Annotated in this window: 27 protein-coding genes; 16 read left to right on the forward strand and 11 right to left on the reverse strand. The window is 42.9% G+C overall.

Annotated elements, in window-relative coordinates:
* Positions 1–7: 7 nt before the first annotated feature.
* The 3 genes from ACM1ND_RS11890 to ACM1ND_RS11900 all read right to left on the reverse strand — a co-directional run bounded on the left by ACM1ND_RS11890 (position 8) and on the right by ACM1ND_RS11900 (position 2149).
* Positions 8–1198 carry an oxalate decarboxylase family bicupin gene (locus tag ACM1ND_RS11890; protein ID WP_053325374.1) on the reverse strand — a complete coding sequence of 397 codons (1191 nt, stop codon included), beginning with the start codon at positions 1196–1198 and terminating at the stop codon, positions 8–10.
* An 88-nt stretch (positions 1199–1286) separates the two neighbouring features.
* The gene (ybaK, locus tag ACM1ND_RS11895; protein WP_418027781.1) at positions 1287–1766 is read right to left on the reverse strand and encodes a Cys-tRNA(Pro) deacylase; all 480 of its coding nucleotides are present in this window, start codon (positions 1764–1766) and stop codon (positions 1287–1289) included.
* A gap of 17 nt (positions 1767–1783) precedes the next feature.
* Positions 1784–2149, reverse strand: a complete 366-nt coding sequence (locus tag ACM1ND_RS11900; protein ID WP_068938727.1) for a ribosomal protein L7/L12 — start codon at positions 2147–2149, stop codon at positions 1784–1786.
* 283 nt (positions 2150–2432) lie between these two features.
* On the opposite strand from ACM1ND_RS11900, the gene ACM1ND_RS11905 reads away from it, so the two are divergent.
* From ACM1ND_RS11905 to ACM1ND_RS11950, 10 genes are all read left to right on the forward strand, one after another.
* Positions 2433–3341, forward strand: coding sequence for an ROK family protein (locus ACM1ND_RS11905; protein WP_025721092.1), 909 nt, complete (start codon positions 2433–2435; stop codon positions 3339–3341).
* Between the two features lie 35 nt (positions 3342–3376).
* A complete protein-coding gene (locus ACM1ND_RS11910; protein WP_013310225.1) occupies positions 3377–3985 on the forward strand; it encodes a DUF1349 domain-containing protein in 609 nt (202 codons plus the stop codon).
* Between the two features lie 211 nt (positions 3986–4196).
* Positions 4197–5612, forward strand: a complete 1416-nt coding sequence (locus tag ACM1ND_RS11915) for a glycoside hydrolase family 1 protein (protein ID WP_071559638.1) — start codon at positions 4197–4199, stop codon at positions 5610–5612.
* 305 nt (positions 5613–5917) lie between these two features.
* Positions 5918–6298 (forward strand): VOC family protein, encoded by a 381-nt coding sequence (locus ACM1ND_RS11920; protein WP_023988486.1) that lies wholly within the window; start codon positions 5918–5920, stop codon positions 6296–6298.
* A 99-nt stretch (positions 6299–6397) separates the two neighbouring features.
* Positions 6398–6985 (forward strand): sugar O-acetyltransferase, encoded by a 588-nt coding sequence (locus ACM1ND_RS11925; protein ID WP_023988487.1) that lies wholly within the window; start codon positions 6398–6400, stop codon positions 6983–6985.
* 154 nt (positions 6986–7139) lie between these two features.
* On the forward strand, positions 7140–7691 hold the full coding sequence (gene yfcE / locus ACM1ND_RS11930) for a phosphodiesterase (RefSeq protein WP_023988488.1): 552 nt from the start codon (positions 7140–7142) through the stop codon (positions 7689–7691).
* A gap of 118 nt (positions 7692–7809) precedes the next feature.
* Positions 7810–8841, forward strand: a complete 1032-nt coding sequence (locus tag ACM1ND_RS11935; protein WP_068938729.1) for an agmatine deiminase family protein — start codon at positions 7810–7812, stop codon at positions 8839–8841.
* A 29-nt stretch (positions 8842–8870) separates the two neighbouring features.
* Positions 8871–9746, forward strand: a complete 876-nt coding sequence (gene aguB, locus ACM1ND_RS11940; protein ID WP_025721082.1) for an N-carbamoylputrescine amidase — start codon at positions 8871–8873, stop codon at positions 9744–9746.
* Between the two features lie 597 nt (positions 9747–10343).
* Positions 10344–12365, forward strand: a complete 2022-nt coding sequence (locus tag ACM1ND_RS11945; RefSeq protein WP_069080122.1) for an NAD(P)/FAD-dependent oxidoreductase — start codon at positions 10344–10346, stop codon at positions 12363–12365.
* A 190-nt stretch (positions 12366–12555) separates the two neighbouring features.
* A complete protein-coding gene (locus ACM1ND_RS11950; RefSeq protein ID WP_028541368.1) occupies positions 12556–13476 on the forward strand; it encodes an aminoglycoside phosphotransferase family protein in 921 nt (306 codons plus the stop codon).
* A gap of 51 nt (positions 13477–13527) precedes the next feature.
* Here ACM1ND_RS11950 and ACM1ND_RS11955 read toward each other — a convergent pair whose 3' ends face one another.
* Positions 13528–13959, reverse strand: a complete 432-nt coding sequence (locus tag ACM1ND_RS11955) for a hypothetical protein (protein ID WP_028541367.1) — start codon at positions 13957–13959, stop codon at positions 13528–13530.
* Between the two features lie 179 nt (positions 13960–14138).
* On the opposite strand from ACM1ND_RS11955, the gene ACM1ND_RS11960 reads away from it, so the two are divergent.
* From ACM1ND_RS11960 to ACM1ND_RS11975, 4 genes are all read left to right on the forward strand, one after another.
* Positions 14139–14588 carry an Imm63 family immunity protein gene (locus tag ACM1ND_RS11960; RefSeq protein WP_028541366.1) on the forward strand — a complete coding sequence of 150 codons (450 nt, stop codon included), beginning with the start codon at positions 14139–14141 and terminating at the stop codon, positions 14586–14588.
* A gap of 132 nt (positions 14589–14720) precedes the next feature.
* Positions 14721–15704 carry an ABC transporter substrate-binding protein gene (locus ACM1ND_RS11965; protein ID WP_023988494.1) on the forward strand — a complete coding sequence of 328 codons (984 nt, stop codon included), beginning with the start codon at positions 14721–14723 and terminating at the stop codon, positions 15702–15704.
* 33 nt (positions 15705–15737) lie between these two features.
* A complete protein-coding gene (locus ACM1ND_RS11970) occupies positions 15738–16763 on the forward strand; it encodes a FecCD family ABC transporter permease (RefSeq protein ID WP_025721067.1) in 1026 nt (341 codons plus the stop codon).
* A complete protein-coding gene (locus ACM1ND_RS11975; protein WP_023988496.1) occupies positions 16760–17767 on the forward strand; it encodes a FecCD family ABC transporter permease in 1008 nt (335 codons plus the stop codon). Before ACM1ND_RS11970 ends, ACM1ND_RS11975 begins: the two co-directional genes overlap by 4 nt.
* 61 nt (positions 17768–17828) lie before the next feature.
* On the opposite strand, the gene ACM1ND_RS11980 is transcribed toward ACM1ND_RS11975, so the two are convergent.
* The 3 genes from ACM1ND_RS11980 to ACM1ND_RS11990 all read right to left on the reverse strand — a co-directional run bounded on the left by ACM1ND_RS11980 (position 17829) and on the right by ACM1ND_RS11990 (position 20438).
* On the reverse strand, positions 17829–18263 hold the full coding sequence (locus ACM1ND_RS11980; RefSeq protein ID WP_418027787.1) for a VOC family protein: 435 nt from the start codon (positions 18261–18263) through the stop codon (positions 17829–17831).
* A 217-nt stretch (positions 18264–18480) separates the two neighbouring features.
* Entirely contained in the window at positions 18481–19893 is a 1413-nt protein-coding gene (locus ACM1ND_RS11985) for a hypothetical protein (RefSeq protein WP_053325381.1), read from the reverse strand.
* A gap of 44 nt (positions 19894–19937) precedes the next feature.
* Positions 19938–20438 carry a histidine phosphatase family protein gene (locus ACM1ND_RS11990; RefSeq protein ID WP_264453811.1) on the reverse strand — a complete coding sequence of 167 codons (501 nt, stop codon included), beginning with the start codon at positions 20436–20438 and terminating at the stop codon, positions 19938–19940.
* A 218-nt stretch (positions 20439–20656) separates the two neighbouring features.
* Between ACM1ND_RS11990 and ACM1ND_RS11995 the strand changes: the two genes are divergently transcribed.
* Together ACM1ND_RS11995 and ACM1ND_RS12000 are read left to right on the forward strand one after the other, a co-directional pair.
* The gene (locus ACM1ND_RS11995) at positions 20657–20854 is read left to right on the forward strand and encodes a DUF3934 family protein (protein WP_023988500.1); all 198 of its coding nucleotides are present in this window, start codon (positions 20657–20659) and stop codon (positions 20852–20854) included.
* A gap of 115 nt (positions 20855–20969) precedes the next feature.
* Positions 20970–21662, forward strand: coding sequence for a pseudouridine synthase (locus tag ACM1ND_RS12000; protein WP_023988501.1), 693 nt, complete (start codon positions 20970–20972; stop codon positions 21660–21662).
* 107 nt (positions 21663–21769) lie between these two features.
* Here the strand turns inward: ACM1ND_RS12000 and ACM1ND_RS12005 are convergent, their stop codons facing one another.
* The 4 genes from ACM1ND_RS12005 to ACM1ND_RS12020 are packed head-to-tail and all read right to left on the reverse strand — an operon-like array spanning position 21770 to position 25769.
* Positions 21770–22870, reverse strand: coding sequence for a GerAB/ArcD/ProY family transporter (locus ACM1ND_RS12005; RefSeq protein ID WP_418027790.1), 1101 nt, complete (start codon positions 22868–22870; stop codon positions 21770–21772).
* Between the two features lie 12 nt (positions 22871–22882).
* Positions 22883–23110 carry a hypothetical protein gene (locus ACM1ND_RS12010; RefSeq protein ID WP_061830176.1) on the reverse strand — a complete coding sequence of 76 codons (228 nt, stop codon included), beginning with the start codon at positions 23108–23110 and terminating at the stop codon, positions 22883–22885.
* Between the two features lie 5 nt (positions 23111–23115).
* Positions 23116–24324 carry a Ger(x)C family spore germination protein gene (locus ACM1ND_RS12015; protein ID WP_418027792.1) on the reverse strand — a complete coding sequence of 403 codons (1209 nt, stop codon included), beginning with the start codon at positions 24322–24324 and terminating at the stop codon, positions 23116–23118.
* 14 nt (positions 24325–24338) lie between these two features.
* A complete protein-coding gene (locus tag ACM1ND_RS12020; RefSeq protein ID WP_418027794.1) occupies positions 24339–25769 on the reverse strand; it encodes a spore germination protein in 1431 nt (476 codons plus the stop codon).
* Positions 25770–25817: the final 48 nt, after the last annotated feature.

The following is a 25817-nucleotide window of genomic DNA, read 5'->3' on the forward strand; positions in this document are numbered from 1 at the left end:
TTCCCGGTTATTTCTTTTTAGGGTCATAAGAATAACCAGGATATTTGACGACGGGCCATTTTACCTTTCGTAAGTTAGAGATCACATCAGTACCTACATGTAAATTACTCTGAACCAGTTCTGTTGGCGTGAGAGCCATCCATTGATTCAAGGAAACATCTGCAAAACGGTCACTTTTAAACATTTCAAGAAACCATAGTGAGCTAGAGCCAGTATTTTGAATATAATGACCGTAAGCAAAAGGCACATATCCGACATCTCCGGCTCTAAAATCAAATGTGCGGGCCGCGCCATTACCACCAAAGACAGTCATCCTTCCTTGCCCTGTCAGATAGTATTGCCATTCGTCATTATTGGGGTGCCAGTGCATTTCTCGCATGGCTCCGGGCTCAATCTCAACAAGGGCGGCTGCGATGGTTTTGGAAATCGGAAAATTGGAGGAGTCAACGATTCGTACGCTTCCGCCCGGCGTTTTGATTGGGGGCTGGGCTAGTAATTCATGCTTGAAGGATTGGGGCAATGTCCCGTAAGGAGAGGGAACCGCTTGGCTTTGGATTGAACCGGGAACGGAATCCTGATAGATGTATACTTGATCTTGAGGAATCGCTGCAAAATCAGCTTCTGGTACACCAAAATTTGCAGAAAGTACGTCTTTGGGAGTATGTGCGAACCAATCCGAGATGGATAGGGTGTTCAGATCGGAGAAACTGCCATCATCAAAAACCAGCAAAAATTCGCACCCATCCTCAAGCCCCTGTATAGAGTGCGGAATGCCAGGAGGAAAATACCAGAGATCCCCGGGACCCACATCAGCAATAAAATTACGTCCATTTTGGTCAACTGCCGTAATGCGAGCACTTCCCAACAGCATATATGACCATTCCGCCTGCTGATGCCAGTGAAGCTCACGTACACCACCCGGTGTTAAACTCATATTCACCCCGGCAAGGGTTGTAGCAATAGGTAATTCCCTTACTGTTACTTCTCTTGACCACCCACCATGATTAAGCTGCATATGAGCATCAGAAAAAGAAAATCTCATATTCGGAATGAGACCATTGTCCGTTACGGGGGGAACCAGCATATCAGGATTCTGTAGATCCCTCATCACATCACGTGGACCCTTGTCGATACCCCCAGCACCATCACTTCTGATGGGTTGGGGGATTCTTGCATTTTTCGGGCAATCATTATGCATCATTAGATCTTCCTCTCCAGGTTGAAGCTTGATGAAGTATGGGATAAGAGAAAATACGCATAAAGATTTTATGATCATGTGGTGAGTTTTATGCTGTATGCGTCAGATCTGTAAACTGTGCCTGAATGATTAGAGCTAAATCGTGTGGACTCAACTCCAGTTGGGTCCCAATTTTCCCACCGCTCACAACGATGGCTTCCAGTTCCAATGCAGGCTCGTCGATAAAAGTGGGGTAGAGCTTTTTCATTCCTATGGGGGAGCAGCCACCGCGAATATATCCCGTATACTTTTGCAAATCCTTAACTGGAAGCATTTCAATTTTTTTCTCTCCCGCGGATTTGGCTGCTTTTTTGAGATCAAGCTCTTTATGTACAGGAATCACAAAAACAAACAGATTTTGTTTGCCATGTGCAACCAAAGTTTTGAAAACCATTTCCGGGGCTCTCTCGATTTTCTCAGCCACATTCATCCCGTCTATTTTTCCGTCTTGATGATCATAACTCAAAATATTGTATTGTATATGTTGCCCGTCCAATATGCGCATGGCGTTTGTTTTGCTGGCACTCATCTTATTTCTTCCTTTCTTTAGAGTTTTTCCAAGTGATCCACATAATCCTTTGCATCCTTAAGGGAAAGATCCTTAGCGGTTCTCAGCTCTTTTATGGCTTGAATCTTTTTACCTTCCCTAATTAGCAGGAGCAACCTTTCATTGATATCTTCTGAAGCTCCTGCATCTAGAATATGTGGAGGAGTGGCAGCGATGGTACCTGACAGCGATGCGCCTTGTATTCCTGAACGATTTTCAAGACGCTCCACGTCGGATTTCAAGTCATTAAGCCGAGATTGAAGGCTGTAGACCTTAATTAAAAGTATGACGGAGAGGAGCAACGCGATTATTGCTATATACTCAATAGCTGACAACAGAATCCCCCCAATTTCACTTAGTTTCATCGCAAAGATGCCGCACTAAAAATTTGATTCTTATTTCTAGTATAGCATGATGATCGAAGAGAAGAGGAAAATGTGTACAAATTGACTTTTTGCAGGCAGAGCGTTATATTACAACTTATTATAAACCTTTTAATAAATACTGGAAAAGGAGTGTATTCAAATACAACCAGTCTCCAATAATACCATTCGGGTTAAACAAATTAATGTAGAGTTAGTTAAAAACACACTGAAATCCAAGGAATATGCAACCAAGTCATCCATAGCCAGTATCACAGGTCTTAGTGTGGCAACTTGCGGAAATATTTTGAATGAGCTTCTTCAAACCGGGGAAGTATTAGAGACGGAATTGGAAGAGTCGAATGGCGGACGTCCGGCTAGACGTTACAAATATAACGCTGACTATTCTTATATTATCTGTTTAAATGTGAAAACGGAAGGCGGTATACATTCTCTTACTTATGCTGTTGCCAATTTGCTTGGTGATATCATCATCGAGAATACTTCCAATGTGCCTCATATTGATTATGAGGTCATAGAAACCCAAATTGGAGAGCTGATTAATAACTATGGAAACGTCAAAGCCATTGGGATTGGCATCCCCGGGGTTGTTCATCAAGGGATTATCGATGTTTGTGATCTCGACCTGCTCATAGGAGTCCCTGTAGGTCCACGGCTTCAAGATAAATACGGATTAGAAGTTACCATTGAAAATGATATGCATTTGACAGTCTACGGATTTTATAACATGCAGAATTATGATGAGGATAAAACCTTTGCTATTGTTACGTTTCCCAAAGACAATTTCCCCGGCGCGGGTTTTATTGTCGATGGACATTTGTTAAAAGGAAATACCAAATTTGCTGGGGAGGTTTCCTTCTTACCCTTTGATTTAACAAGAGAGGAACAGCTTAAACAGTTAAATAGCACAGAGGGATTTGTTCCTTTGGCGATCAAAACGATAACTTCCATTATTGCGATCATAGACCCTGTATCTATCGCTTTGACTGGAGAGTTATCCAAGCCGACTCTGTTGGACGATATTTATAACGGCTGTCTAAAAGATGTACCCAAAGAACATATGCCCGAGATTTTTGTGAAAAATGATACGCATGATGAATACATGCGTGGGTTGATTTCGGTGACCCTTGAAAGTCTGACGTACAATTTGCAATTGGTGGAGAAAAGGAAATAGGGCATCGTTTAATAAAGCATGAGAGGATGAGATTAATGACTCAAAAATCGATTGCATGGACTACAGGGACATGGACTAATCACCCTGTATCATCCATAGAAGAAGATCAGTTCCTTAAAGTTGAAACCAGAGAAGGAAGCGACTACTGGGAAAAAACTTTGTATGGATTTGAACGCAGTAGCGGACATTCCCTGCTTACAGACTGGGAAGAAGGCTCTGCCATCGAAGTCACGTTTCAATTAGGCTCATTTACGGAGCTCTACGATCAGGCCGGTATAATGCTGTATCAAGGACAGCAAAAGTGGATTAAAGCCGGAATCGAATTAAATGATGGAATTCCTCAACTGGCAGTCGTAGTCACGGATGGCTATTCCGATTGGTCATTAGCTCCTGTACCTGATTGGGTAGGGAAAAATGTGACGATTCGTGCTTCACAGCTACAGGATGCAGTTATCATTAGAGCCCGAACCGAAAATCAAAGCTGGCGCACCGTACGTGTAGCACGTTTTCCTTATGAAACGGGACAACAGGCGGGTCCTTTTGCCTGCGCGCCGACTCGAGCCGGTTTTCAGGTTATCTTTACTCGCTGGGTAAGCACTGAACCAGATAGAGACATTCATGTAGATCCGCCATTTGAAGAATAGCCATTTTACTCAATAATAGAAGAGTTATAAATATGGGGGTAATTATTGGAGATAATACAATTATAAGCTCTGGAAGTTTTTAAAATAATACTTGACATGAAACGCGTTACAAACCTTAAGATTCAGTTAGAAGTACTTTATAACACATTAGCATAGAGGTAACGTATTTCTATCCTAGTTAATGAAAAACATCAGCAAAGGCGGAGAAAATATGAGTACACAGTTTCCAAAAGATTTCCTGTGGGGCGGAGCAGTTGCTGCTAATCAGCTCGAAGGCGCTTATCAAGAAGATGGAAAAGGCTGGTCCATTCAGGATGTAACTCCTCGTGGTGGCTGGGGGCCCGTTACGGATGTACCAACAGAAGATAACATGAAGTTGATCGGTATTGATTTTTATCATCATTATAAAGAAGATATCAAACTTTTTGCAGAAATGGGCTTCAAAGTATTCCGTACTTCTATCGCATGGTCACGTATTTTCCCTAAAGGTGACGAACTGGAGCCTAACGAAAAAGGCTTGCAATTTTATGATGATTTGTTTGATGAACTTCACAAATATGGAATTGAGCCACTCGTTACATTATCTCACTATGAAACACCTTTACATTTGTCCAGAGAATACGATGGTTGGGTAAACCGTAAGCTTGTTGATTTTTATGAGCGCTATGCTACAACTGTATTTAATCGCTACAAAGATAAAGTTAAATACTGGTTGACTTTCAATGAAATCAACTCCATTCTTGAAGCACCATTCATGAGTGGAGGAATTAGCACACCAAAAGATCAACTTAGTGAACAAGATCTTTATCAAGCTATTCACCATGAGCTTGTAGCGAGTGCAAGAGCAGTAAAAATCGGTCATCAGATCAACCCTGATTTCAAAATTGGCTGTATGGTGCTGAGCATGCCTACTTATCCGCTGACACCTAATCCGGACGATGTGATTGCTGCGATGGAATTTGATCACAGAAACATGGCATTTGCCGATATTCACGCAAGAGGTCAATACCCAGGTTACATGAAACGTTTCTTTAAAGAAAACGGAATTTCTATTCACTTTGAACCAGGTGATGCCGAAGATTTGAAGCATACCGTTGATTTTATCTCGTTCAGCTATTATATGAGTACTTGTGAGACAGCTGACGAAGCTAAAAAAGTCAAAGGTAAAGGTAACATCCTTGGTGGTGTCAGCAATCCGCATCTCGAGGCAAGTGAGTGGGGCTGGCAAATTGATCCGCAAGGTCTGCGTTATGTCCTGAATACGTTCTATGATCGCTTCCAAAAACCACTGTTCATCGTTGAAAATGGCCTGGGCGCCGTTGATGAACTGATCACGAATGAAAAAGGCGAAAAAACGGTTGAAGATGACTACCGGATCAACTACCTGAATGATCATTTGGTTCAAGTTGGAGAAGCTATTGAGGACGGAGTAGAGGTTTTGGGCTACACGTCTTGGGGATGTATTGACCTTGTCAGCGCATCGACCGCTCAGCTTAAAAAACGTTATGGCTACATTTACGTAGACCGTCATGATGATGGCAGCGGTACACTTGAAAGATATCCGAAGAAATCGTTCCATTGGTACAAAGAAGTTATTGCTACGAACGGTGAAAGCTTGAAACGTTAATTTATAAATAAACCAGTGATTAAGTATTAAATTTACAATGAAGGCTTATAGATAGCGACCGCTTCTTCTCTTTTACGAAGCGGTCGCTAATTTTTTAGGGGTATTAGCAACCGGGTTACAAGCTGAGGACGAAAGAGCTTTCATGAATGATTCGTAAGCGTTATTTATTGGTAATTGATGATAAATAGATTGGACAAAAATTAATTACTGAGATATATTGAGACTTATTAAAACGTTAATAATAACGATGTTAAAAATTGAGTCCAGTATAAATTAATGATGAGGGCTGCAGAAGGAGGAAAATAATGAAGATTGAGCATGTAGCGATCTGGGTGAGAGACTTAGAAAAGATGAAAAGCTTTTACGAGCAATATTTTGATGGAAAATCTAACGATAAATATTATAACGCTACAAAAGGATTTGAGTCCTATTTTATCACCTTTGAGGATGGAGCAAGGTTAGAGGTAATGCGTAAAACGGGAGTAGATCATTCACCACAGATAAATATTACGGGCTGGGCTCATGTGGCATTTTCCGTTGGAAGTAAAGCACGGGTGAATGAAAAGACAGAGCAGCTCATGCATGCAGGATATGAAGTTGTGGGTCAGCCAAGATTGACAGGTGACGGCTATTATGAAAGCGTAATTAAAGATCCAGAAGGTAATTTGGTGGAAATTTCAATGTGAGTAGCTTTCCAGTTCTGAAGAGTGAGCATGTGGAATCCTACAATGAAGCTTTAAAAGAAATCTGAATTCTGTATCTAAATAAGCAAAGCGAGGATGGACATGACAGAAAAAGAAAGATCACAACTAGGACTCCTATACAATGCTAATTATGATGAAGAGTTAATTGAAGAACGTTTACACGCTAAAGTTCTCTGCCACGAATATAATCAGCTCCATCCTAGAAATATCGAAGAACGAGAAACACTCATCAAAACTTTACTTGGGAAAACAACTGATAGATTCTTGATTGAGCAACCTTTCGTATGTGACTATGGCTATAACATTGAAATCGGTGAAAATTTCTATAGTAACCATAATCTAGTTTTGCTTGATGGGGCAAAAATCGTTTTTGGTGATCATGTGTTTGTTGCTCCTAACTGCGGATTTTATACTGCGGGTCATGCTCTTGATGTAGAACAACGTAATGAGGGATTGGAGATTGCATTTCCAATTACAGTCGGCAATAATGTGTGGATCGGTGGTAATGTCAGCGTTCTGCCTGGTGTTACTATAGGCGATAACTCCATTATCGGTGCAGGAAGTGTTGTTACCAAAGATATCCCTTCTGGTGTGATTGCTGCTGGAAACCCTTGCACGGTAATCCGTAAAATCACCGAAGATGATAAGACCAAGTACAAAAGGAACTAATAATAAACTACAGCTCACTCGGAGCTGTAGTTTATTTTCTTAAAAGAGTATTATCAAACGAGAGAAAATTTTTGCACAGATTTGTTCAGGGAATAATGCAATAATGTACTTAAGTGGAATGTTTTTTAGCCTATTCAGAAAGGAAAGAACAATCATGAAATTGATGTTTATTTCAGATATTCACGGCTCGCTGCACTGGTTGCAATTGGCACTGGAAAAGTTCAGGGAGGAGAAAGCCGATCGTCTTGTCTTGCTCGGAGATTATATGTACCACGGACCACGTAATCCGTTACCAGAAGGGTATAATCCGGCAGAAGTGGCCGCTCTGCTGAATAAGTACAAGTCCCACATTGCGGTTTCTGTGCGCGGGAATTGCGATGCAGAGGTGGATCAGATGCTACTTGAGTTTCCTATGATGGGTGATTATGCTTGGCTGTATCATGAAGGACGGAGAATCTATGTCACGCACGGACATGGCTTTAGTATCGGAAATTTACCACCACTGGAAGCGGGAGATGTGTTCATCCAGGGACATACTCATATTCCGGTAGCGGATGTGGAAAATGGGGTCTTTATACTGAACCCCGGTTCGATCTCGCTGCCAAAAGATAACTATCCATCCTCTTACGGTGTGCTGGAGGGAGCACATTTCACTGTGAAGGATTTTGATGGGAATACGGTGAAAGCAATCACGTTTTCAAAGTAATTTACTCAAATGTGATTGTAAATTATTAAAACTTTTCCGCTTCGATTGAGACAAAGATCATATTATTGTATGATAGGAGCGGAGTCTACATTATGAAAAAGAAAGAGAGCTTCATTACATGCAAATTAAGGATTCACATTATAAGATGCCGCCTGAATGGGCGCCACATGAACGCACGTATATTTCTTGGCCTGTAAAATCTTCAATGGTTTACCCGAATATGCATGCTGATGTATGCAAGGGCTATGCCGGAATTGTACGCGCCATGGCGGAATTTGAACCAGTTACTGTGGTCGTAAATCCGGATGATCTGGAGAGCGTTAAGGCGCTTGAACTTGGGGAACGTGTAGAACTGCTGCCGATTGAACACAGCGATGCGTGGCTGCGTGACAATGGCCCTACTTTTCTCACAGACGAGCATGGTCAGCTGGCAGGTGTAAACTGGAAGTTTAACGCCTGGGGTGGTAAATACGCTCCATGGGACCTGGATGATCAGGTTGCGCCGCAAATTTTGGACAAACTTGGAGTTCCACGGTTTGATGCACCGCTTGTGATGGAAGGCGGCTCACTGCACGTAGATGGCGAAGGCACACTGATTACAACCGAAGAGTGTTTGCTCAATTCCAACCGAAATCCGGAATTAAACAGAGAAGAAATTGAACGGTATGTATGTGAGTATACAGGTGTAGAGAAAATAATTTGGCTAAAACGTGGTCTTAGTGGCGACGAAACAGATGGCCATGTGGACAATATTGCTTGCTTTGCAGCTCCTGGCAAGGTCATTATGCAAGTATGTGATGATCCTGAGGATGAAAATTACGAAATCACGCAGGAAAATCTGCGTATTCTGGAGCAAGCAACGGATGCCCAAGGCCGTAAGCTGGAAGTGATTCGGATCGGTCAGCCGCCGCGTGTGGATTATGAAGACAGCCGATTGACACTGAGCTATATTAACTTCTACTTTGTGAATGGCGGTATCATTTTGCCAGTGTTTGGCGGCACTGCCGCTGAGAGCGATCTTGCAGCTGAGCAAGTGCTGGCAAATGTATTTCCAGATCGCACCATTCGGACTGTAGACGGTATGGCGGTCATCCGTGAAGGCGGTAACGTACACTGTACGACCCAGCAGATGCCTGCTGTAAAGCGTTGAACGATACAACATCTAAAAGGAGGACTAAAGTGAGAAAAGTAAAAGTGGCAGCGACTCAAATGAGCTGCTCTACCAATATCGAAGAAAATATAAGCAAAGCAGAGAAGCTAGTACGTGAAGCGGCTGCGCAGGGCGCACAAATTATTTTGCTGCAGGAGTTGTTCGAAACTCCGTACTTCTGTCAGAAGGAAAAGTCTGATTATTATTCATATGCAACTGAGCTGGAGCACAACAAGGCGGTTAACCATTTTAAGAAGATCGCCAAAGAATTACAGGTTGTGCTGCCAATCAGTTTTTATGAAAAGAAAAACTACGCGCGCTACAACAGTCTTGCTGTAATTGATGCAGACGGTGAAGTGTTGGGTAAATACCGCAAAAGTCATATCCCAGACGGTCCTGGGTATGAGGAAAAATTTTATTTTAATCCGGGCGATACCGGTTTTAAAGTATGGAATACACGTTATGCCAAAATTGGGGTAGGTGTGTGCTGGGATCAATGGTATCCTGAGGCGGCCCGTTGTATGGCGCTCATGGGTGCAGAACTTTTGTTCTATCCGACAGCTATTGGCTCGGAACCGCAGGATTCTGCCATTGATTCCAAAGATCACTGGCAGACTTGTATGCTGGGTCATGCTGCTTCCAATCTGATTCCAGTCATTGCTTCCAATCGGATCGGAACTGAAACAGACGAGGACTCCAGTATTACATTCTACGGTTCATCCTTTATTGCTGGGCATCAAGGTAACAAGATCGCAGAAGCGGGTCGTACCGATGAGGAAGTGCTTACTGCTGAATTTGACCTGGATGAGCTGGAAGTAGGACGGATTGAATGGGGCATTTTCCGTGACCGTCGTCCTGAACTGTACAATATGATTGCCACCTATGATGGTGATTTAAAAGTATAATCTAGACAAGTCTCCCTTGACGTCAAGCTGAGGTGTTTCCTTTCTTTGGACTCACCCGGCTTTTCGGGCAGGGGATTTTTGGTTTCTGAATGGAATACTTCTAGTGATGGATAGGAGGAAGGAAAATAGAAATGAGGCGTAAGGGTATAGACCAATCGCTCGCACAGTTCACAACTTCGAATCTCTCCTAAAGCCACAGCCTACGTACCTTTATTCAGAAAAAATGGATATGCCGCAATGTGTGGGCTGCTGGACAAATATGTTAGGGAAGGGATTTTGGAGCGTGTACCCAACGGTTTCAAAAGAACGGATCGGTAGATGGTCCGGAATATAAGCATGATTTTTCACACTAAAGGAACATTTCTCATAGGATTGTTCCTTTTTTATGTCTAAATCCAGTTAATCTATAGACTGAAACTATGATTTGATACATAAAATAGCATTAGAATTTATGGATTAGATGATATAAAATCAAGTCATAAGGAATGATCGTACTCAATAACATCTCGATATTCCCAAAAGTGAAAAAAATCACATATGAGAATGCTTTATGGAAACTTGAACATGAAATTTGTAAACTCGCAAGGAGGAAGAACAATGAACCACTATCCTGCTATCTTTGAACCTCTAACCATACGACGCATGACCTTGAAAAATCGGATTGTTATGCCCCCGATGGGAACTAACTTTGCTGCCATGGACGGAAGCTTTGTTCAGGATCATATTGACTATTACGTGCAACGGGCCAAAGGTGGTACCGGCTTGATAACAGTAGAAAATGTTTGTCTGGATTTCCCGATGGGTACAAACGGAACAACCCAGTTGCGTATGGATAACGACCAGTTTATTCCCGGACTGTTTAGATTAACAGAAGCCCTGCACTCTTATGGAGCCTGTGTTTCTGTACAAATTAACCATGCGGGTGCTTCGGCTTATGCGGGACGACTGAACGGAGTTCAGCCTGTATCTTCTTCGAATATTCCTTCTAAAAAGGGCGGAGCTATTCCAAGACCTCTGCAAAAAGAAGAAATTTACGCCATTGTGCGCAAATACGGAGAAGCAGCGGGAAGAGCGCAACGAGCAGGATTTGACTGTGTTGAAATTCATGCGGGACACTCCTACTTGCTGAGTCAGTTTCTTTCACCGATGTATAATAAACGCACGGATGAATTTGGCGGAAGCGCAGAAAACCGTACTCGTTTTGCCAGATTAGTCATTGATGAAATTCGTTCAGTGGTCGGTCCATTTTTCCCTATTTGCTTACGTTTTAGCGCGGAAGAGTTCACAGAAGGTGGGAACACACTGGAAGATACACTCGAGTTATTGGAGTATCTTAATGATGAGGTAGATATTCTGAACGTTTCTGCTGCTCTGAATGATTCCATCCAGTTCCAGATTGACGGGATGAACCTGCCGGATGGTTGGCGCTCATATATGGCTAAAGCGGTAAAAGAAAAATTCGGGAAGGTCACGATGACCTCAGGTAATATTCGGAGCCCACAGGCTGCGCAGGATATTTTGGAGAGAGGTGACGCTGATCTGCTGGCTATGGGTAGAGGGTTGATTGCAGAACCGAACTGGGTGCTTAAAGTGCAAAACGGCTACGAACATTTGCTTAGAAAATGTATCTCTTGCAACATTGGTTGTGCCGATCATCGTATCTCCAAAAGTAAACCGATTTGCTGTACGGTAAATCCGGATCTGTTCAAGGAAGCTGAATACCGGAAACAACGTGTTAAAAACAATGTTCAGGTTGTTGTGATCGGTGGGGGTACCGCTGGGATGGAAGCAGCATGTACGGCAGCCGAAGTAGGCTGCAAAGTAACCCTCTTTGAGGAGAAACCAGAGTTGGGTGGCTTGGCTCGTGATATTGCCCGCTTGCCGGACAAAACACGCATCAATGATTTCCCTGATTATCTGATTCAACGCACCAAACAGTTAACCAATCTGAACATTGTAACAGGGACCCGAGCCGATTTGGCGATGATTAGTGCCCTGAATCCTGATATTATTGTCAATGCGACGGGGTCCACACCACTTCTTCCGCCAATTGCAGGTTTGCATGAACAACTGGGCAAACCGGGCACAAAAGTGTTCTCCATCTTTGATCTTTTGCACAACATGGAGAAATTCCAGGAGTTTGAAGGTAAACGCATTGCTGTAGTTGGTGGCGGAGCTGTGGGACTGGATGTTGTCGAATATTACGCAGAGCGTGGGGCACAAGAGGTTTCCATCATTGAGATGATGCCGCTACTGGGTAAAGACCTGGATATGATTACTCGCATTTCTATGATGAAAATGGTAGAGGAGCGGGAAGTGAACGTCCATACGGAAACAGCTTTGACAGAAGTGTGCAGCGACCGCTTCAAAGTAAAGCATGGAGAACAGGAGTTTGAGATTCCTTTTGATCTTGGATTCGTATGCTTGGGTATGCGTTCGTACAGTCCGCTGATGGACAGCTTGCTCGAATATGGTAAAGAACATCAAGTAGAAGTTATTAATATCGGGGATAGTAAACAAGCTCGTCGTATTATTGATGGCACACGTGAAGGTCGCAATATTTTGAAAACCATTCAACGGGTAGACGAATTTAAACATGAGTTTTCTTATTCTTACTAATTTGACAATACAAGTGATGGGTGTTCACGATGGCAACCCAGTGAATATTGAGGTTGAAGAGACGACTTGTCTTTTCAGCCTTTTTTATTTGAGTTTTTCCTGGAAGAAGATTGATTCCTCTGTCATTTCAAAGGTAAACTATGGAAAGCAAATATAGTAAGTAAGGCTATCTTAACGTGGGGGGATGAGCGTGAATCGACTCTTTAGTGAAATACCGGGTGCCAGCATGTGGAGCAGCGTGGAAGAGATTCATAAAGGCTGGTCTAGTGACAAAAAATATTATATTCAAACCACTGACGGTAGGGACTTGCTGCTAAGAATGTCGGATATGATTCATTATGATAAAAAGAAACGCGAGTTTGAAGCTGTAACAAAGCTGAATCACGTGGAGAATCTGTTCATGTCCCGGCCGCTTGAATTTGGGATTTGTCATGATGGTCAATCTGTGTATTCTCTGTTCACCTGGATCGAAGGGAAAGATGCTGAAGAGATTATCCTCACGTTAACCGCAGCACAACAGTATCAACTCGGAGTTCAGGCAGGAGATGCACTAAAAAAAATGCATGAGATTCATGCGGAGCAAGATCGAGTCCCATGGGCTGAACATTATAATGCCAAAATCAACAGATATATTACAAACTATAAGTCATGCGGTATTCCCCTAAAGGGAGCAGATCAAGCCATAAGCTTTATTGAGAAAAACCGCCATCTATTAGAAAATCGTCCCCAGACTTTTCAGCATGGGGATTATCATGTAGGCAATATGGTGGTTAACCCATCTGGTGAACTGGGTATCATTGATTTTAATAGAATGGATTATGGTGATCCTTGGGAGGAATTCAATAGAATTACCTGGTGTGCAGCATTAAGTCCTTTATTCGCTTCGGGCCGTATCCACAGTTATTTTAATAACCATGTACCTGATTTATTTTTTAGATTAATGGCTCTGTATATTGCAAGCAATCAGCTTTCATCGATTCACTGGGCCATTCCATTTGGCAAAGAAGAGGTAGACGATATGGTGCAACGAGCTGAAGAGGTTTTGGAGGCGTATAATTACTTTCAAACCTATATACCGAAATGGTACGTGCCCAGTTACAGCGACTTGTAAAAGCGAAGACCGCCGCTCCTGGGGAGTGACGGTCTTTTTTTTAGCATTCTATTATTGTTTCTTAATCTTGTACGTAAATTCCCAAACGGCTTGATGACCTGAATAACGTCCACGGTTTTCAGTAACCGTCACTCTTAACTTAACGGTAGAACCTTTAGCAGAAACCGAGGAGACCTTTACATTCTTGGTGGCTTCGCCTTCATCAGGAATTTTGTCTTGTTCCTCAGCGTACGCATACAGCTTTATGCTACCATTCGATTTGACCTTCACCTTCACGCTGTTACCTTCACTAATGGATTGATCTGCCACCTGGGCAGCAATGGCCCATTCGTTGCCTACGTGATCGTTGGATACCAAGGTTGCTTGTTGAAACGTAACGATATACGTTGATGTTGCCGAAGCTGCGAGTGCGTACGTTCCGTTGAATATTAAGGATACCACTACCAATAGAATAGCTGATGCTTTCGTCCATACTCTATTCATTCGCCTGTCTCCTTCAGTTGGATATATTGAGGAAATTCCCTCTATTCTAATTATCGTTTGCATCAAACAGAATTGTTAATGGTTGGTAAAAAAAGAATTTGACTTCTTATTGCATCACTTGTGATCTAACATGATTATGACTTGAATTTATTTAGTAGAGAAAGGGAAGGGAAAATCTGATGAAAAAAATATATAGCGAACAAGAACTCATAGATATGACTATTAAACAGCTTGAACAAACTTCAATATATGAAGACCAGTATGAGCAATATGTAAGACGACCTTTCCGTACGGATTTTTATGATGATCTGAGCCCGTATGTGCAAGTGGGCAAGCGGGGTTATACGCTCCAGATGTATGAAAGAGGCATACAGATGCTGAACAAGCTTACGAAAGAGGAAGAGGATGTGATTTATTGGATCATCGAAGATACAATTCACATCATTGCTCATCTAAATTTACTTCGCAAATATAAAGTGGATAACATAAATACTCATTTAAAATATACCAAGGAAATCACGAAGGAGCTGACAACTGCAATGAACAAAGCATTTTATGAAATTGGAGGAATCTACCAGGAATGGCATGAAGCGAATAGAAGGGGAGCACTGGAGAACCCATTAAAGTAAAACAAAAAAATAAAGAAACAGTTGACAATCACTAATATAAAATTTACAATTTTATATTAGTGATAATGATTATCAATATCACTAATTTTAAGTATGTTTTGCACTTACTATATTTCAAAGGAGATTTACAACATGCATCGTATGATGAACAAGAAATTTCACATGATTTTATGTGCACTATTCGTAGTGATTTTTGTTATTTCAGGTTGTGGGAATGCTGGCAGTTCCTCTGATTCATCTGCTAAACCCGCGTCGCCCACGAAGGAAGAGGTAAGCAGTGATTCTGATACGCGTACAGTCTCTACGGTAAAAGGAGATGTGAAGGTGCCCGCTAATCCTCAACGGGTAGTAGTGAACTGGTATGTTGGCGATGTATTTACACTAGGGATTAAGCCGGCCGCAGTCATGGGGTGGAAACAAGAAACGATGCCTTTTTACGATAAGTTTAACGACATCCCCAATATCGAAAAGTGGGAAACTGAGGAAATTATGAAGTATGATCCTGATCTCATCATTACATATGATACAAAGGATTATGATAAGCTCTCTAAAATTGCGCCTGTTCTTGTGATACCTGAGGATAAAATGACCTCCCTAGAACGTTTGAAATTTCTTGGTCAGGCCACAGGACATGAAGCAGAAGCAGACAAAGTGATTTCACTGTTTGAAAGCAAGCTGAGTCAGGCCAAAGAAAAACTAAATTCCGACATATTCAAGGACAAAACGTTTAGCATTTTCGAGGACTGGGGCAGTGGCTCCTATGGAATTTATTATGAAACAGGCTCACGTGGAGGAACGTTGCTTTACAATTATCTTGGACTTCACAAACCGGAAAAGCTCAACACATTGGTTAAAAGCTCCGGAGAGCGTCGAGGTTCTTTATCCTACGAGGTAGCTGCTGAATACTTTGGAGATTATGTCCTTTGGTTTAAGCAGGAAGGCAAAGAATCCGAATATGCGAAGACAAAAATCTGGAGCAGTATTCCAGCCGTTAAAAACGGACATATCATCGAAATTCCAGCGAAATATGCAGGACTGTTCTATTATTCGGACGTTGCTAGTATGACGGGGCAGCTAGATTATATTATTAGCAAATTGCTGGAACAGACTAAGTAACGTTGCATAATTGACCAACTAAGGGTGTAATCGATGTCTACTCACAAAGAACCAAATAAAAAAGGAATATTTCATTTTATAGGCTATATGATCATGGGCGTGTTCCTGCTCCTGGTGGTTACCGCAGCATCTATTACCTTTGGTGCTGCGGAAATGAGCTTGAAGCTGGCGTGGGGGGCTATATTTCAGTTTGATCCCAACATTACGGAACATCAGATTATTCACACCTTGCGTTTTCCACGTACCGTGGCAGATATCATAGTAGGGTGCAGCTTGGCTGTGTGTGGGGCAATTATGCAGGGAACCACTCGTAATCCACTAGCGGATTCGGGACTCATTGGCATAAGTTCAGGCTCGACATTTGCTATTGCGTTATGTATGGCCTTTTTGCCTGGTCGTACCTACGGAGAAACTATGCTGTATTCTTGCCTAGGTGCAGCAATCACTACTGGCATCACGTATTACATCGCTTCTATAGGCAAGCGAGGAATGACGCCTCAGCGACTGGTGTTAGCAGGAATGTCCATCTCCATGCTTTTTGGTGCGTTTAGTACGTTTATCGCTATTAAGTATGAGATTGGCCAAGCCCTTGATTACTGGTCTGCTGGTGGTACAGCCAGTGCCAAGTGGGGCGAATTAGCTTTCATTGCGCCACTGTTTGTAGTGGGTTTGGTCTGTGCCATCGCGCTTTCTCCCTCGATTACGATTTTGAGCTTCGGGGAGGATGTGGCATCAGGCTTGGGTATTCGTGCGAATAGGATTAAGCTGTTTTCAACCTTAATTGTATTAATTTTAACAGGGTTATCGGTTATTGTGGTCGGCCCTGTTGGCTTCGTTGGTTTGATCGTGCCACACATTATGCGCCATCTGGTCGGAACGGATTATCGGTATATTATCCCGGCCTCAGCTTTGTATGGAGCAGTCTTTCTGTTGGCGGCGGATTTACTCGGACGACTGATCAATCGCCCTCACGAAACACCCCTTGGCATTATTTTTGCCTTGGTGGGCGTACCCTATTTTCTCTACCTTGTGCGCAAGCAGAGGAGGGAGTTTAGTTGAAACTGTCCCGTAATACCAGGGGGATTAGCATTATTTTACTGTTAGTAGTGCTGACGCTGCTAGTGGCTGTACTCAGTATGAATGTTGGGAAAATGAACCTTTCTCCACTCGAAGTTTTCAAGGTCATCATTGGCGAAGGAACGAGCAAACAGAACCTGATCGTGTTTGACTTTCGACTGCCACGTATTGTGCTTTCTATATTGGTAGGTATTGGCATGGGGATATCAGGCTGTATTATGCAAAGCTTGCTCAAAAACGACATGGCTAGCCCGGGGACGCTCGGCATCAGCTCAGGCTCAGGGTTATTTGTACTTATGTATATTACGTTGTTCGCTAGTGAAGGATTGCTATCGCCTATTCTTCTTCCAGGACTGGCTTTTGCAGGCGGCCTTACGGCAGCATTTTTGATTTTTATGTTTGCTTTCAGGCGGGGAAGAGACATCTCGCCTACAGGCTTAATTTTAACCGGTGTCGCTATGGGCAGTGGCTACAGCGCATTATCTCTGATGTTGACACTCCGGCTAGACAAGCAACAGTATGACTTTGCTCTGAGATGGCAGGCTGGAGACCTGTGGGGGGACGACTGGAGCTATATTATGGTGCTGCTCCCGTGGGTGCTTATCATTTGCTTTTACGTTTTTTACAGGTCGAACACACTCAATACGTTGAATTTGGGGAATCAGACAGCATCGGGGCTCGGCGTAGCAATTAAAAGGGAGTTTATCGGCTTGACGATTGCTGCCGTTGCGCTCGCTTCTGGTAGCGTGGCACTTGGCGGAAATTTCTTTTTTGTAGGCATGGTCAGTCCCCATCTAGCACGCAAGCTAGTAGGACCCAATCATAAGCTATTGCTACCTACGACGGCATTAGTTGGTGCACTCGTCATTTTGATTGCTGACACACTTACTCGGACGATTAGTTTTGGAGCTGATATTCCAACCGGAATTATTATCACCATACTGGTTACCCCTTATTTCCTTTACTTGCTGTCGAAAGCCAGTTAAATGCATAATGAAAAGACGCTAACCCATGTCCATGCAAAATATGGCTGGGTTAACGTCTTTTTTATTGTTCTTTGGGCGATTCTTCATTGTCATAACTCAATTGCCATTCAATTCCAAACTTATCTTTAAGGCTACCGTAGCATTTGCTCCAGAATGTTTCTTGAAGCTCCATGTTTACGGTCCCCCCTTCTTTTAACTTATGGAAGTACGATCGAATTTTCTCTTCGTCCTTATTGACGATGGCGAGGCTGATGTTGTTTCCGGCTACGAAAGGCATACCAGGAAAAACGTCTGAAAACATGACATTACTACCATCAATTTGAAGCCGCGTGTGCATGACCAAATTTTTGGCTTCTTCTGGTAGAGGATAATCGGGATTGGGTGGTGCTTCACCGAACGTCATGATATGTGGTTTCTCAGTCCCAAATGCCTCTGCGTAAAACTCCGCTGCTTTGCGACAGTTTCCATTAAAGTTAAGATAAACATCAACAGACATGTGTTTCACTCCTTTATGGCTGATTTTTTACTTGCAAATTCTCACCTATCATTATTAGCCTGTGCAGAAGCAAAAATACCAAGTGTTCATGGACTTTCTAACGTGTAGCCGTTGAGGGGGATGTTAGCGTCTTTTTTAGGGATTAGAATTAAACTAACCCGCAAAAAGGCTGCTTGTCCTTAAGCAAACTATTTTGCGGGTTCTGATTATGGCTTGTTTAGAGGGAAATCAGGTTTGGAGTGGCAGGGTGATAGAGCAGATGACGTGAAATATCGCCGGGATGCTGTACGAAAAGTGGTCCCCAAGCAGGATTGGTATCGTGCATCAGCTTTAACAGGGACAGCATCCGATTAAATATAACCTGCAGATCCGCTTCCCGGGAAAGTCCCTCAGTAACAGCAGCAGCTACCACATGCGCGGCGTAGAAACCAGAGCGGTGCTCGTCGGTAAGAGAACCGGTGGTTTGCAGCAAGGTACGTAAAAGTGCGGCGACGCTCTCATCCTCGTTTCTCCAGTTTTGGATTTCATCCAGACTGTGATTTTCAAGGCTTGCAAGTTTAGTCTTCATAATGGCTTCAGCTACAATTCGTGCAGAACGTTTTGCTGTATTAGCGTCGATGGCTCTGCCGTTAAGCTTAATATTTGATAGATCCTTGTCGACTTCCGATTCAATGACTTCTGCCCATGCTCCAGCTTGGTCGAATTCCAAAAGTGCAGTGGCGTAGGCACCCAAATATCCCCGTAAAATATCTGCAGCATGTGGATCACGGGTAGGTCCTTCATTTCGAAGTTGAGCTCTTCCCGAAAAGGCGGCATTCATACCCCGGAAATAACCGATTAAGCCAATGGCAGCTGCTGGTCCCAGATTAAGGACACCCAATACATCCGAGGCGGTTTCATCGATGCGGGAAGCCCAGTAGTCCGGTAGTCCTTGTCCGATGTTTTCGCTGTTTAATCTGTTTCTAACGACATTGGCCAACTCTTGAATTAGACCCAGATCAGCATGCAAAATGTCATGACCACATACTTCATGCGGGATACTGGACCAAGCCAGCAGTCCATTTGTCGCATGCGCAGGAGGAAGACTGACAATCGCTGCTTGCACTTTAAATACTGCTGTGGCATCAGCGGGCCATGTGTACGGGCCATTTTCCGGCTCTCCCCATTTAACAAGTGCTGGAATAATACTGAGATCCGGTTCTTTTATTCCTTCACGATCTTCTGCGCTAAGAAAACCGTCATACAGGTCACTCACAATCTCCTGAAAAGCATCGGTCGCAAGTGCATTGTAGCCTTCTCCGTTTTGCAGAATGCTCTGAGCGATATCCAGCATGAGTCCGGCAGCTCTAGTTCTACTTGGGTCCTGAATCAAAATTTCAGTGAAGCCCTGTTGCCCAAGCTTGTCCAATTCCTTAATAAACGGAATCGCGACCGTTTCCTGATATATTTTCGGTAGTTTGGCTTTTGCCGCATGGAGTCTTCCCATCAATTGGTGATAATCCGTAGGGGCTGCCGGCCCCTGAAGATTGGAGAGAACCGCCTTTTTCACATTTTCGATACAAACAGACATGTTGGATACGTCGGGTTTGGTAACAGCGGTGATGCGATTTCTTTCGAGCATTCCTTGCATAATTAGATGACCTCCCAGTTTTTTTTGAATTAAACTACAACAGTTTACTCTGTACTCCACAAATGCTTCGCCTGACATTTTCCATCACTAAAAGTTAAAAGATAGAGATCCGGATTCGTGATTTCCTCCAGAATAAAATCTGGAGCATAATGATGCAGCAGGAGTGTTATGATCAAGCGATGGGTGACTAACAGAAAGGTGTGTCGACCGCTCTCCAGCAATTCTTCCGTTAAGGCAGTGACCCGGGTGTTAACCATTTTTTCAGACTCTTCAGCCGTAACTTCGGGCACCCCTCGTTCTCTAAGACGATCTTCAGGTGGATCAAGTTTGATGTTTAATCGTTCTTCAATGATTTCCGCTGTCTGCCAAGCTCGTTTATACGGACTGGAAATCAAACGGTCTACATGCAAACCATCCATATGCAGTAGAAAATCCGCCAACTGCTTGGCTTGCTCGAAGCCCTCTGGAACTCTGAGCGGAGCATCCGGCTCATTACCAGTCCCAATACCGTGACGAACCACAAACAGCCTTACGTCATTATTCATCCTGTATCCTTCTTTTCTAGAGAAAATTAGCCATTTAAGTGGGGGAAAAGAAAGCTTTTTTCGCGGCCTACAATAACATGTGTGAGCTTTCACATGATTATGTGCTCCTTTATTTGGCACAGTTTATGCTTCAATTTTTTAAAACAAATGGGCATTATGATCAAAGTAATGGTATGATAGCTTAGTTAAATCTGAACGACTAGTAATGGAGTGATCATATGGGTGGAAAAAGCAAGGGCGGCGGGACCGGCAGAGGTACAGGTAGTAAGGGCTGGACACGCTGGAACAAAACTGCGAAGCCAGTAAGGACAAAAAGCGCTTCTACAAGCGCACCGGGAAGCAAAGCGGCAGGTGGCACAAAAGGCGGCACTGCCAAACCAACAAGGAATAAAAGCGGCGGCAGCAGTAGCAAATAAGCCGGGAAAGTATAAGTTGTCGTAAACGGCGAACATCTGATTAAGCAAGAACAATCAGGTGTTTTTTTAATTATTTTACTTATACTCGCATATTATAATCAGAAGCAGGTGAATCGTGAGAATTAACAAGTACATAAGTGAGACAGGATTTTGCTCACGTCGGGAAACCAATAGGTTGATTGCAGCAGGACGAATTACGATTAATGGAAATGTTTGTGAAGCGGGCGCAGAAGTAGAGCCACAGGATATCGTGCTGATTGATGGAAAAGCTATTCCGCTTAATTCCATTGAACCTGTATATTTGGCTCTGAATAAGCCTATAGGCATTGTTTGTACCGCAGCGGAGCAAGTGGCTGGCAATATTATTAGTTATGTCAATTATCCTTCACGTATCTTTGCCATTGGCAGGCTGGATAAAGCGTCAGAGGGACTCATTCTATTAACCAACGATGGAAGCATTGTCAATCAAATGATGCGTTCCGAGCATGGTCATGAGAAGGAATATATAGTGACTGTAGACAAACCTGTTACAAACGAGTTTACGCAGGCCATGTCTCGTGGCGTTGAAATATTGAACGTCATTACCAAACCGTGCAAAGTTGATCGTACGAGCGAATACGAGTTCCGCATTATTTTGACGCAGGGTCTGAACTTGCAAATTCGCAGAATGTGCAAGGCCTTGGGCTACAGGGTGCTAAAGTTGGAACGTATTCGAATTATGAATATTACCTTGGATCATCTGGAACGTGGGCAATGGAGACATCTGGAGAGGGAGGAACTGGAGTTACTTCTTGCTAAATTGCAATAATGATTACAACAAGAGCAAGTCCCCTAGCCCAATAGGCGTCTTCCATGTCCTTTGGACGTGGTGGAGAGGCTGGAATTGGACAGTATGTTCATACGGTCAATGCAACTTTAGTGATACTTTTTACGGAATTTCAACGAGCCGCCTACCTTACCCACCAGCCATAGCACAATAGGAAACACGATACCGAAAATCATGGCGTAAAAAGGCCATACTGAAAAAAACTTGATTAAAAATTGCATATTTGGCCAAATAGAATGAACCATTGCCAATGCGATTAGGATCAGAGGAACTAAGAGAGAGTTAGCGCTTCGAAGACGAAAAGCATCTGCAAGCCCTTGCGCTGAAACATATAAAAGCAATGCGAGTCGAAAAAAAATGGTGACAAACCAAAACACTGCAACGAAAATTTCAAACCGTTGAAGAAACTCTCCGTTACTGATTGTTCGGTTAATAAAAAAAGTAGGAAATGTCAAATTAGATACAACACCTTCACTCATCACGGCGATTATTTGTAAAACCATGAAAAAATACATGCCGCCGCTAATCAAAGCACAAGTTATCACTGTCTTTCTCCACTTTTTTGGATCGGGGATGTACTGTGCAAAAAAAAGATACAGAATTGCCTCAAGGTAGGGAAAGGCAAACAAATTGAACGATGCGAGAACGATAGGGTTCAAACCATACTCAAAAATAGGGAGCACATTATCTATGGTGGTATCAGAAAGAAGGGTAATCCTGACCAACAGATACAGAACCAGAAGGAAAAAAAATAGGATTTCCGCACAACGGCCAATTACAGCAGGGCCAGATCGAACGGCAAAATAAATGACTATAAGCATGATGAAATATATCGCGTCGGAGGGAGTTTCCGGCATAATAGCTATCGTGATAAAGTCGCCCAGATTTCGAAGTGTCATAATAAACACAAGAAAGGGAAAGAAAAAAATGAAAACGATGCTGATCGTCCCGCCCAAGGGACCGAAGAGGCAACGGAGATGCTCTACGAAAGATTTCCCCTGCATTTGCCTAGCGATGGAGGCATATAAAGGTATCAATAACAGATGGAAACCTAAGGAGACTGGGATGGAGAGCCAGGCATCTTGTTTAGCGACAGCGGTAATTACCGCTGGGAGCACCAGATATGCGCTTCCTATTTGATACAATGCAAACCACAAAATAGCTTGTCGAACCGTCAAATTGGAATTCATTCCAATGCCCCCTTAAGATAACATTTCTGTAAGTAACCGACTTATTGGTTGGAATAGGATTTGAATGCCCGTCAGTGGAGTCGGCAGTTTAATGTTGGCGATCCGTAGGATAATCAATATAACGCCTATAATCAACAATATCGAGCTGAATACAATTTCACGCACATATTGTTTCTCCTTGAATTTTTTAAACTCATACAAAGATGTTAAAATGGAAGTTACGAGAATCACATAAAGCATTGCATTCACTCCTGATTGTGTATTCCCATATCAATTGGACTGGTAATGTCTCCGAACCGGACTAAACGATAATTGAGCTGAATATCCACTTTAAGGGTTTGAAATTTTTGTGGCCAATCCTCTTTCCATTTATGCCATTCACGTGGGAACTTGCGGTGAAGAGCTTCTCCAAACCCGAATATATCGGAACCGATTTGTTGTGCGTACGAAATGCCTTCCTTCAAAGACTGTTCCAGATGCTCTTTAGCTGATTCTTGAAGATCTCTAAATGTCTCTTCATTCTTAAGGTTGGCATTGCACGAGACCGTTCCGATATTGGATTCTGTATCCACAATAAGAGAAATGTGCGGCTCATGGTCTATTATTTCTGGACGCATCTTTACTTTGGAACGGATTACTTCAACAACAAATTTTCCTTTGGAATTCGGACAATCGATGGAAGCTACGGTGCTGGAAACACGGTTGGATATATAGGTAAAGGCTTTACTTTGTGAATCATCCATCCAATCGATAAGTCGGTCGCCCTTGAAAACACCAATTCCAGTGAAAAAATATTTAACATGTTGGGGCGACTTTGTCACATTATCAATAGTTAGACCTTTTTCTAGGTTTGTCAGTCGAATACCGGTGAGAACCGGTTCAATGCCATCATCTGTAAATTTTTGTAAAATATCTTTCACATTGACCGCGGAAGTTGGAGCCCATGCTTTTTCAGAAAGCCTTAATGCCTTATACATATCCATTGCAGGCAAGACCTCGGTCGGAGCTACAAAAGTAACGGCCTCCTTTGCCGTGTTTCCTCTGACAACGGCCAAATAGAAATCAGGCCGAACTTCATGATCACGGAACAGAAAGTCCAGCGGCTCCTTGATTCCTTTTTTGGCCGTTTTTTCATCAAAAATAACAAACTTTAAGTGAGACATATACATTTTTCGGGACGATTCCGTTGTTAATTTTCGAATAGCTTCAAATATGGTATCGGCGCGTTTGGAAAAAACGATCGTTGGCGTCCGTTCCATGGGGGAATTATGAGACATTTTCGATGGGTCAACCACTTGTAAACTGACTTCATATTGGTCATCAACTGCATCAATGCCCAGAGCCATTACGACGGAAATTGCGCTCAATTCCTTACTGTTCCAGCAACCCGTAAGAAACACCATTAACCAGATGCACATAAACAGTAATAAAATGGTGGATCGATACGAGTTCATGATGGTCTACTCCTTTAGTTTTTGCGATGTTTTTTTTTAGTTCTATATGGAAAACGTAATATGGCGTCCCTCTGCTCCGACGATTTGTAATTGGCAAAGGGGCTCAAATACGGTACACCGAACGAATGAAGCCCATTCAGATGCACAAAGAGCATGAGGATACCAACAGTCAATCCGTACACACCAAACATAGCGGCTATGCCTATGAAAGCGAAACGTAATATCCGGATTGGAATAGCAAAGGTGTACGAGGGAATGACAAAGCTCGAAATGGCAGTTATTGCAACAACAATGACCATAACAGCCGAAACGATGTTTGCTTCTACAGCTGCCTGGCCGATCACTATTGACCCAACAATTGAAACGGCTTGACCGACCGTCCGTGGCATACGAAGACCTGCCTCCCTCAGAATTTCAAAAACCACTTCCATGATCATTGCCTCAATAAATGCTGGAAACGGTACTCCTTCACGTTGCGCGGATAAGCTTAATAACAAAACTGTTGGAATCATATCCTGATGGAATGTCGTTAATGCGACATAAATGGCCGGAGCCAACATACAGATTGCTAGACAGATGTACCTTAATATTCGAATGATACTGCTGTAAATAAAGGATTGATAATAATCTTCTGCGGATTGAAGGAAATCTGCAAACACCGCAGGTGCAAGGATGGCGAAGGGAGATCCATCCACAAATATCGCAATTTTCCCCTCCATAATTCCTGCTGCAATAGAGTCTGGGCGATCAGAATTATAAAAGAGCGGAAATATCGTGAGTTGCTTATCTTCATGGAGACATTCTTCCAAATATTCGCTTTCAAGTACACCTTCTACATGCATGTTCTTTAACTTGGATATCATGTCCTGCACCTTTTTTGGGTCAGCGACCCCATGTAAATACATGACAGATATATCGGTCTTGGTTTTTTCGCCAACTTTTACCGTAGTTAGACGTACTCTTGTATCCTTCACTCTTCGACGAACCATAGTCGTATTCGTACGTAAAGTTTCTGTAAACGCTTCTTGCGGACCTCTGACCACAGGCTGTGTCTTCGAGTCCGTAATGCTGCGTTCTTCCCATCCAGGCAAAGAAATGACCAATCCTTCATCCATATCGTCCAGAAGTAGGAGAAGACCACCTGAGAGGATCTGTTCCAAAGCATCTTCAAAGTTTTGAGTAAAGCTTGCTTCACCAATGTCCAAAATTGCGTTTTTCAATAACGGTAAAGTGATCTCGTCAGAGGAAACACGATCATGCAACGGACGGATCACGTTGTCCTGTACCTTTTGCATGTCAGTCATTCCATCCAAATAAAAAAGAGCGGCGTGTTTATGGCCAGTCGTGATCTCACGAACAATAAAATCCGAACTGTTTCCCATGAAGTCACAAATGAGATCGATATTCTGGCATAATTGTCTTGAAAATTTGGTATGTAACTTCATTTTCACCCTCCTCAGATACGTAGTATTAACAATAATCCGAAATAATAC

It is taken from the genome of Paenibacillus sp. JJ1722 (assembly GCF_048282685.1).
Classification (GTDB): Bacteria; Bacillota; Bacilli; order Paenibacillales; family Paenibacillaceae; genus Paenibacillus; species Paenibacillus polymyxa_B.

Excerpts from the sequence above, each read along its gene's own strand:
- ACM1ND_RS11890 (WP_053325374.1), bottom strand. The coding sequence starts at position 1,198 with ATGCATAATGATTGCCCGAAAAATGCAAGAATCCCCCAACCCATCAGA.
- ybaK (WP_418027781.1), bottom strand. The coding sequence starts at position 1,766 with ATGAGTGCCAGCAAAACAAACGCCATGCGCATATTGGACGGGCAACAT.
- ACM1ND_RS11900 (WP_068938727.1), bottom strand. The coding sequence starts at position 2,149 with ATGAAACTAAGTGAAATTGGGGGGATTCTGTTGTCAGCTATTGAGTAT.
- ACM1ND_RS11910 (WP_013310225.1), top strand. The coding sequence starts at position 3,377 with ATGACTCAAAAATCGATTGCATGGACTACAGGGACATGGACTAATCAC.
- ACM1ND_RS11915 (WP_071559638.1), top strand. The coding sequence starts at position 4,197 with ATGAGTACACAGTTTCCAAAAGATTTCCTGTGGGGCGGAGCAGTTGCT.
- ACM1ND_RS11920 (WP_023988486.1), top strand. The coding sequence starts at position 5,918 with ATGAAGATTGAGCATGTAGCGATCTGGGTGAGAGACTTAGAAAAGATG.
- ACM1ND_RS11925 (WP_023988487.1), top strand. The coding sequence starts at position 6,398 with ATGACAGAAAAAGAAAGATCACAACTAGGACTCCTATACAATGCTAAT.
- yfcE (WP_023988488.1), top strand. The coding sequence starts at position 7,140 with ATGAAATTGATGTTTATTTCAGATATTCACGGCTCGCTGCACTGGTTG.
- ACM1ND_RS11935 (WP_068938729.1), top strand. The coding sequence starts at position 7,810 with ATGCAAATTAAGGATTCACATTATAAGATGCCGCCTGAATGGGCGCCA.
- ACM1ND_RS11945 (WP_069080122.1), top strand. The coding sequence starts at position 10,344 with ATGAACCACTATCCTGCTATCTTTGAACCTCTAACCATACGACGCATG.
- ACM1ND_RS11955 (WP_028541367.1), bottom strand. The coding sequence starts at position 13,959 with ATGAATAGAGTATGGACGAAAGCATCAGCTATTCTATTGGTAGTGGTA.
- ACM1ND_RS11960 (WP_028541366.1), top strand. The coding sequence starts at position 14,139 with ATGAAAAAAATATATAGCGAACAAGAACTCATAGATATGACTATTAAA.
- ACM1ND_RS11965 (WP_023988494.1), top strand. The coding sequence starts at position 14,721 with ATGCATCGTATGATGAACAAGAAATTTCACATGATTTTATGTGCACTA.
- ACM1ND_RS11970 (WP_025721067.1), top strand. The coding sequence starts at position 15,738 with ATGTCTACTCACAAAGAACCAAATAAAAAAGGAATATTTCATTTTATA.
- ACM1ND_RS11980 (WP_418027787.1), bottom strand. The coding sequence starts at position 18,263 with ATGTCTGTTGATGTTTATCTTAACTTTAATGGAAACTGTCGCAAAGCA.
- ACM1ND_RS11985 (WP_053325381.1), bottom strand. The coding sequence starts at position 19,893 with ATGCAAGGAATGCTCGAAAGAAATCGCATCACCGCTGTTACCAAACCC.
- ACM1ND_RS11990 (WP_264453811.1), bottom strand. The coding sequence starts at position 20,438 with ATGAATAATGACGTAAGGCTGTTTGTGGTTCGTCACGGTATTGGGACT.
- ACM1ND_RS11995 (WP_023988500.1), top strand. The coding sequence starts at position 20,657 with ATGGGTGGAAAAAGCAAGGGCGGCGGGACCGGCAGAGGTACAGGTAGT.
- ACM1ND_RS12005 (WP_418027790.1), bottom strand. The coding sequence starts at position 22,870 with ATGAATTCCAATTTGACGGTTCGACAAGCTATTTTGTGGTTTGCATTG.
- ACM1ND_RS12010 (WP_061830176.1), bottom strand. The coding sequence starts at position 23,110 with ATGCTTTATGTGATTCTCGTAACTTCCATTTTAACATCTTTGTATGAG.
- ACM1ND_RS12015 (WP_418027792.1), bottom strand. The coding sequence starts at position 24,324 with ATGAACTCGTATCGATCCACCATTTTATTACTGTTTATGTGCATCTGG.
- ACM1ND_RS12020 (WP_418027794.1), bottom strand. The coding sequence starts at position 25,769 with ATGAAGTTACATACCAAATTTTCAAGACAATTATGCCAGAATATCGAT.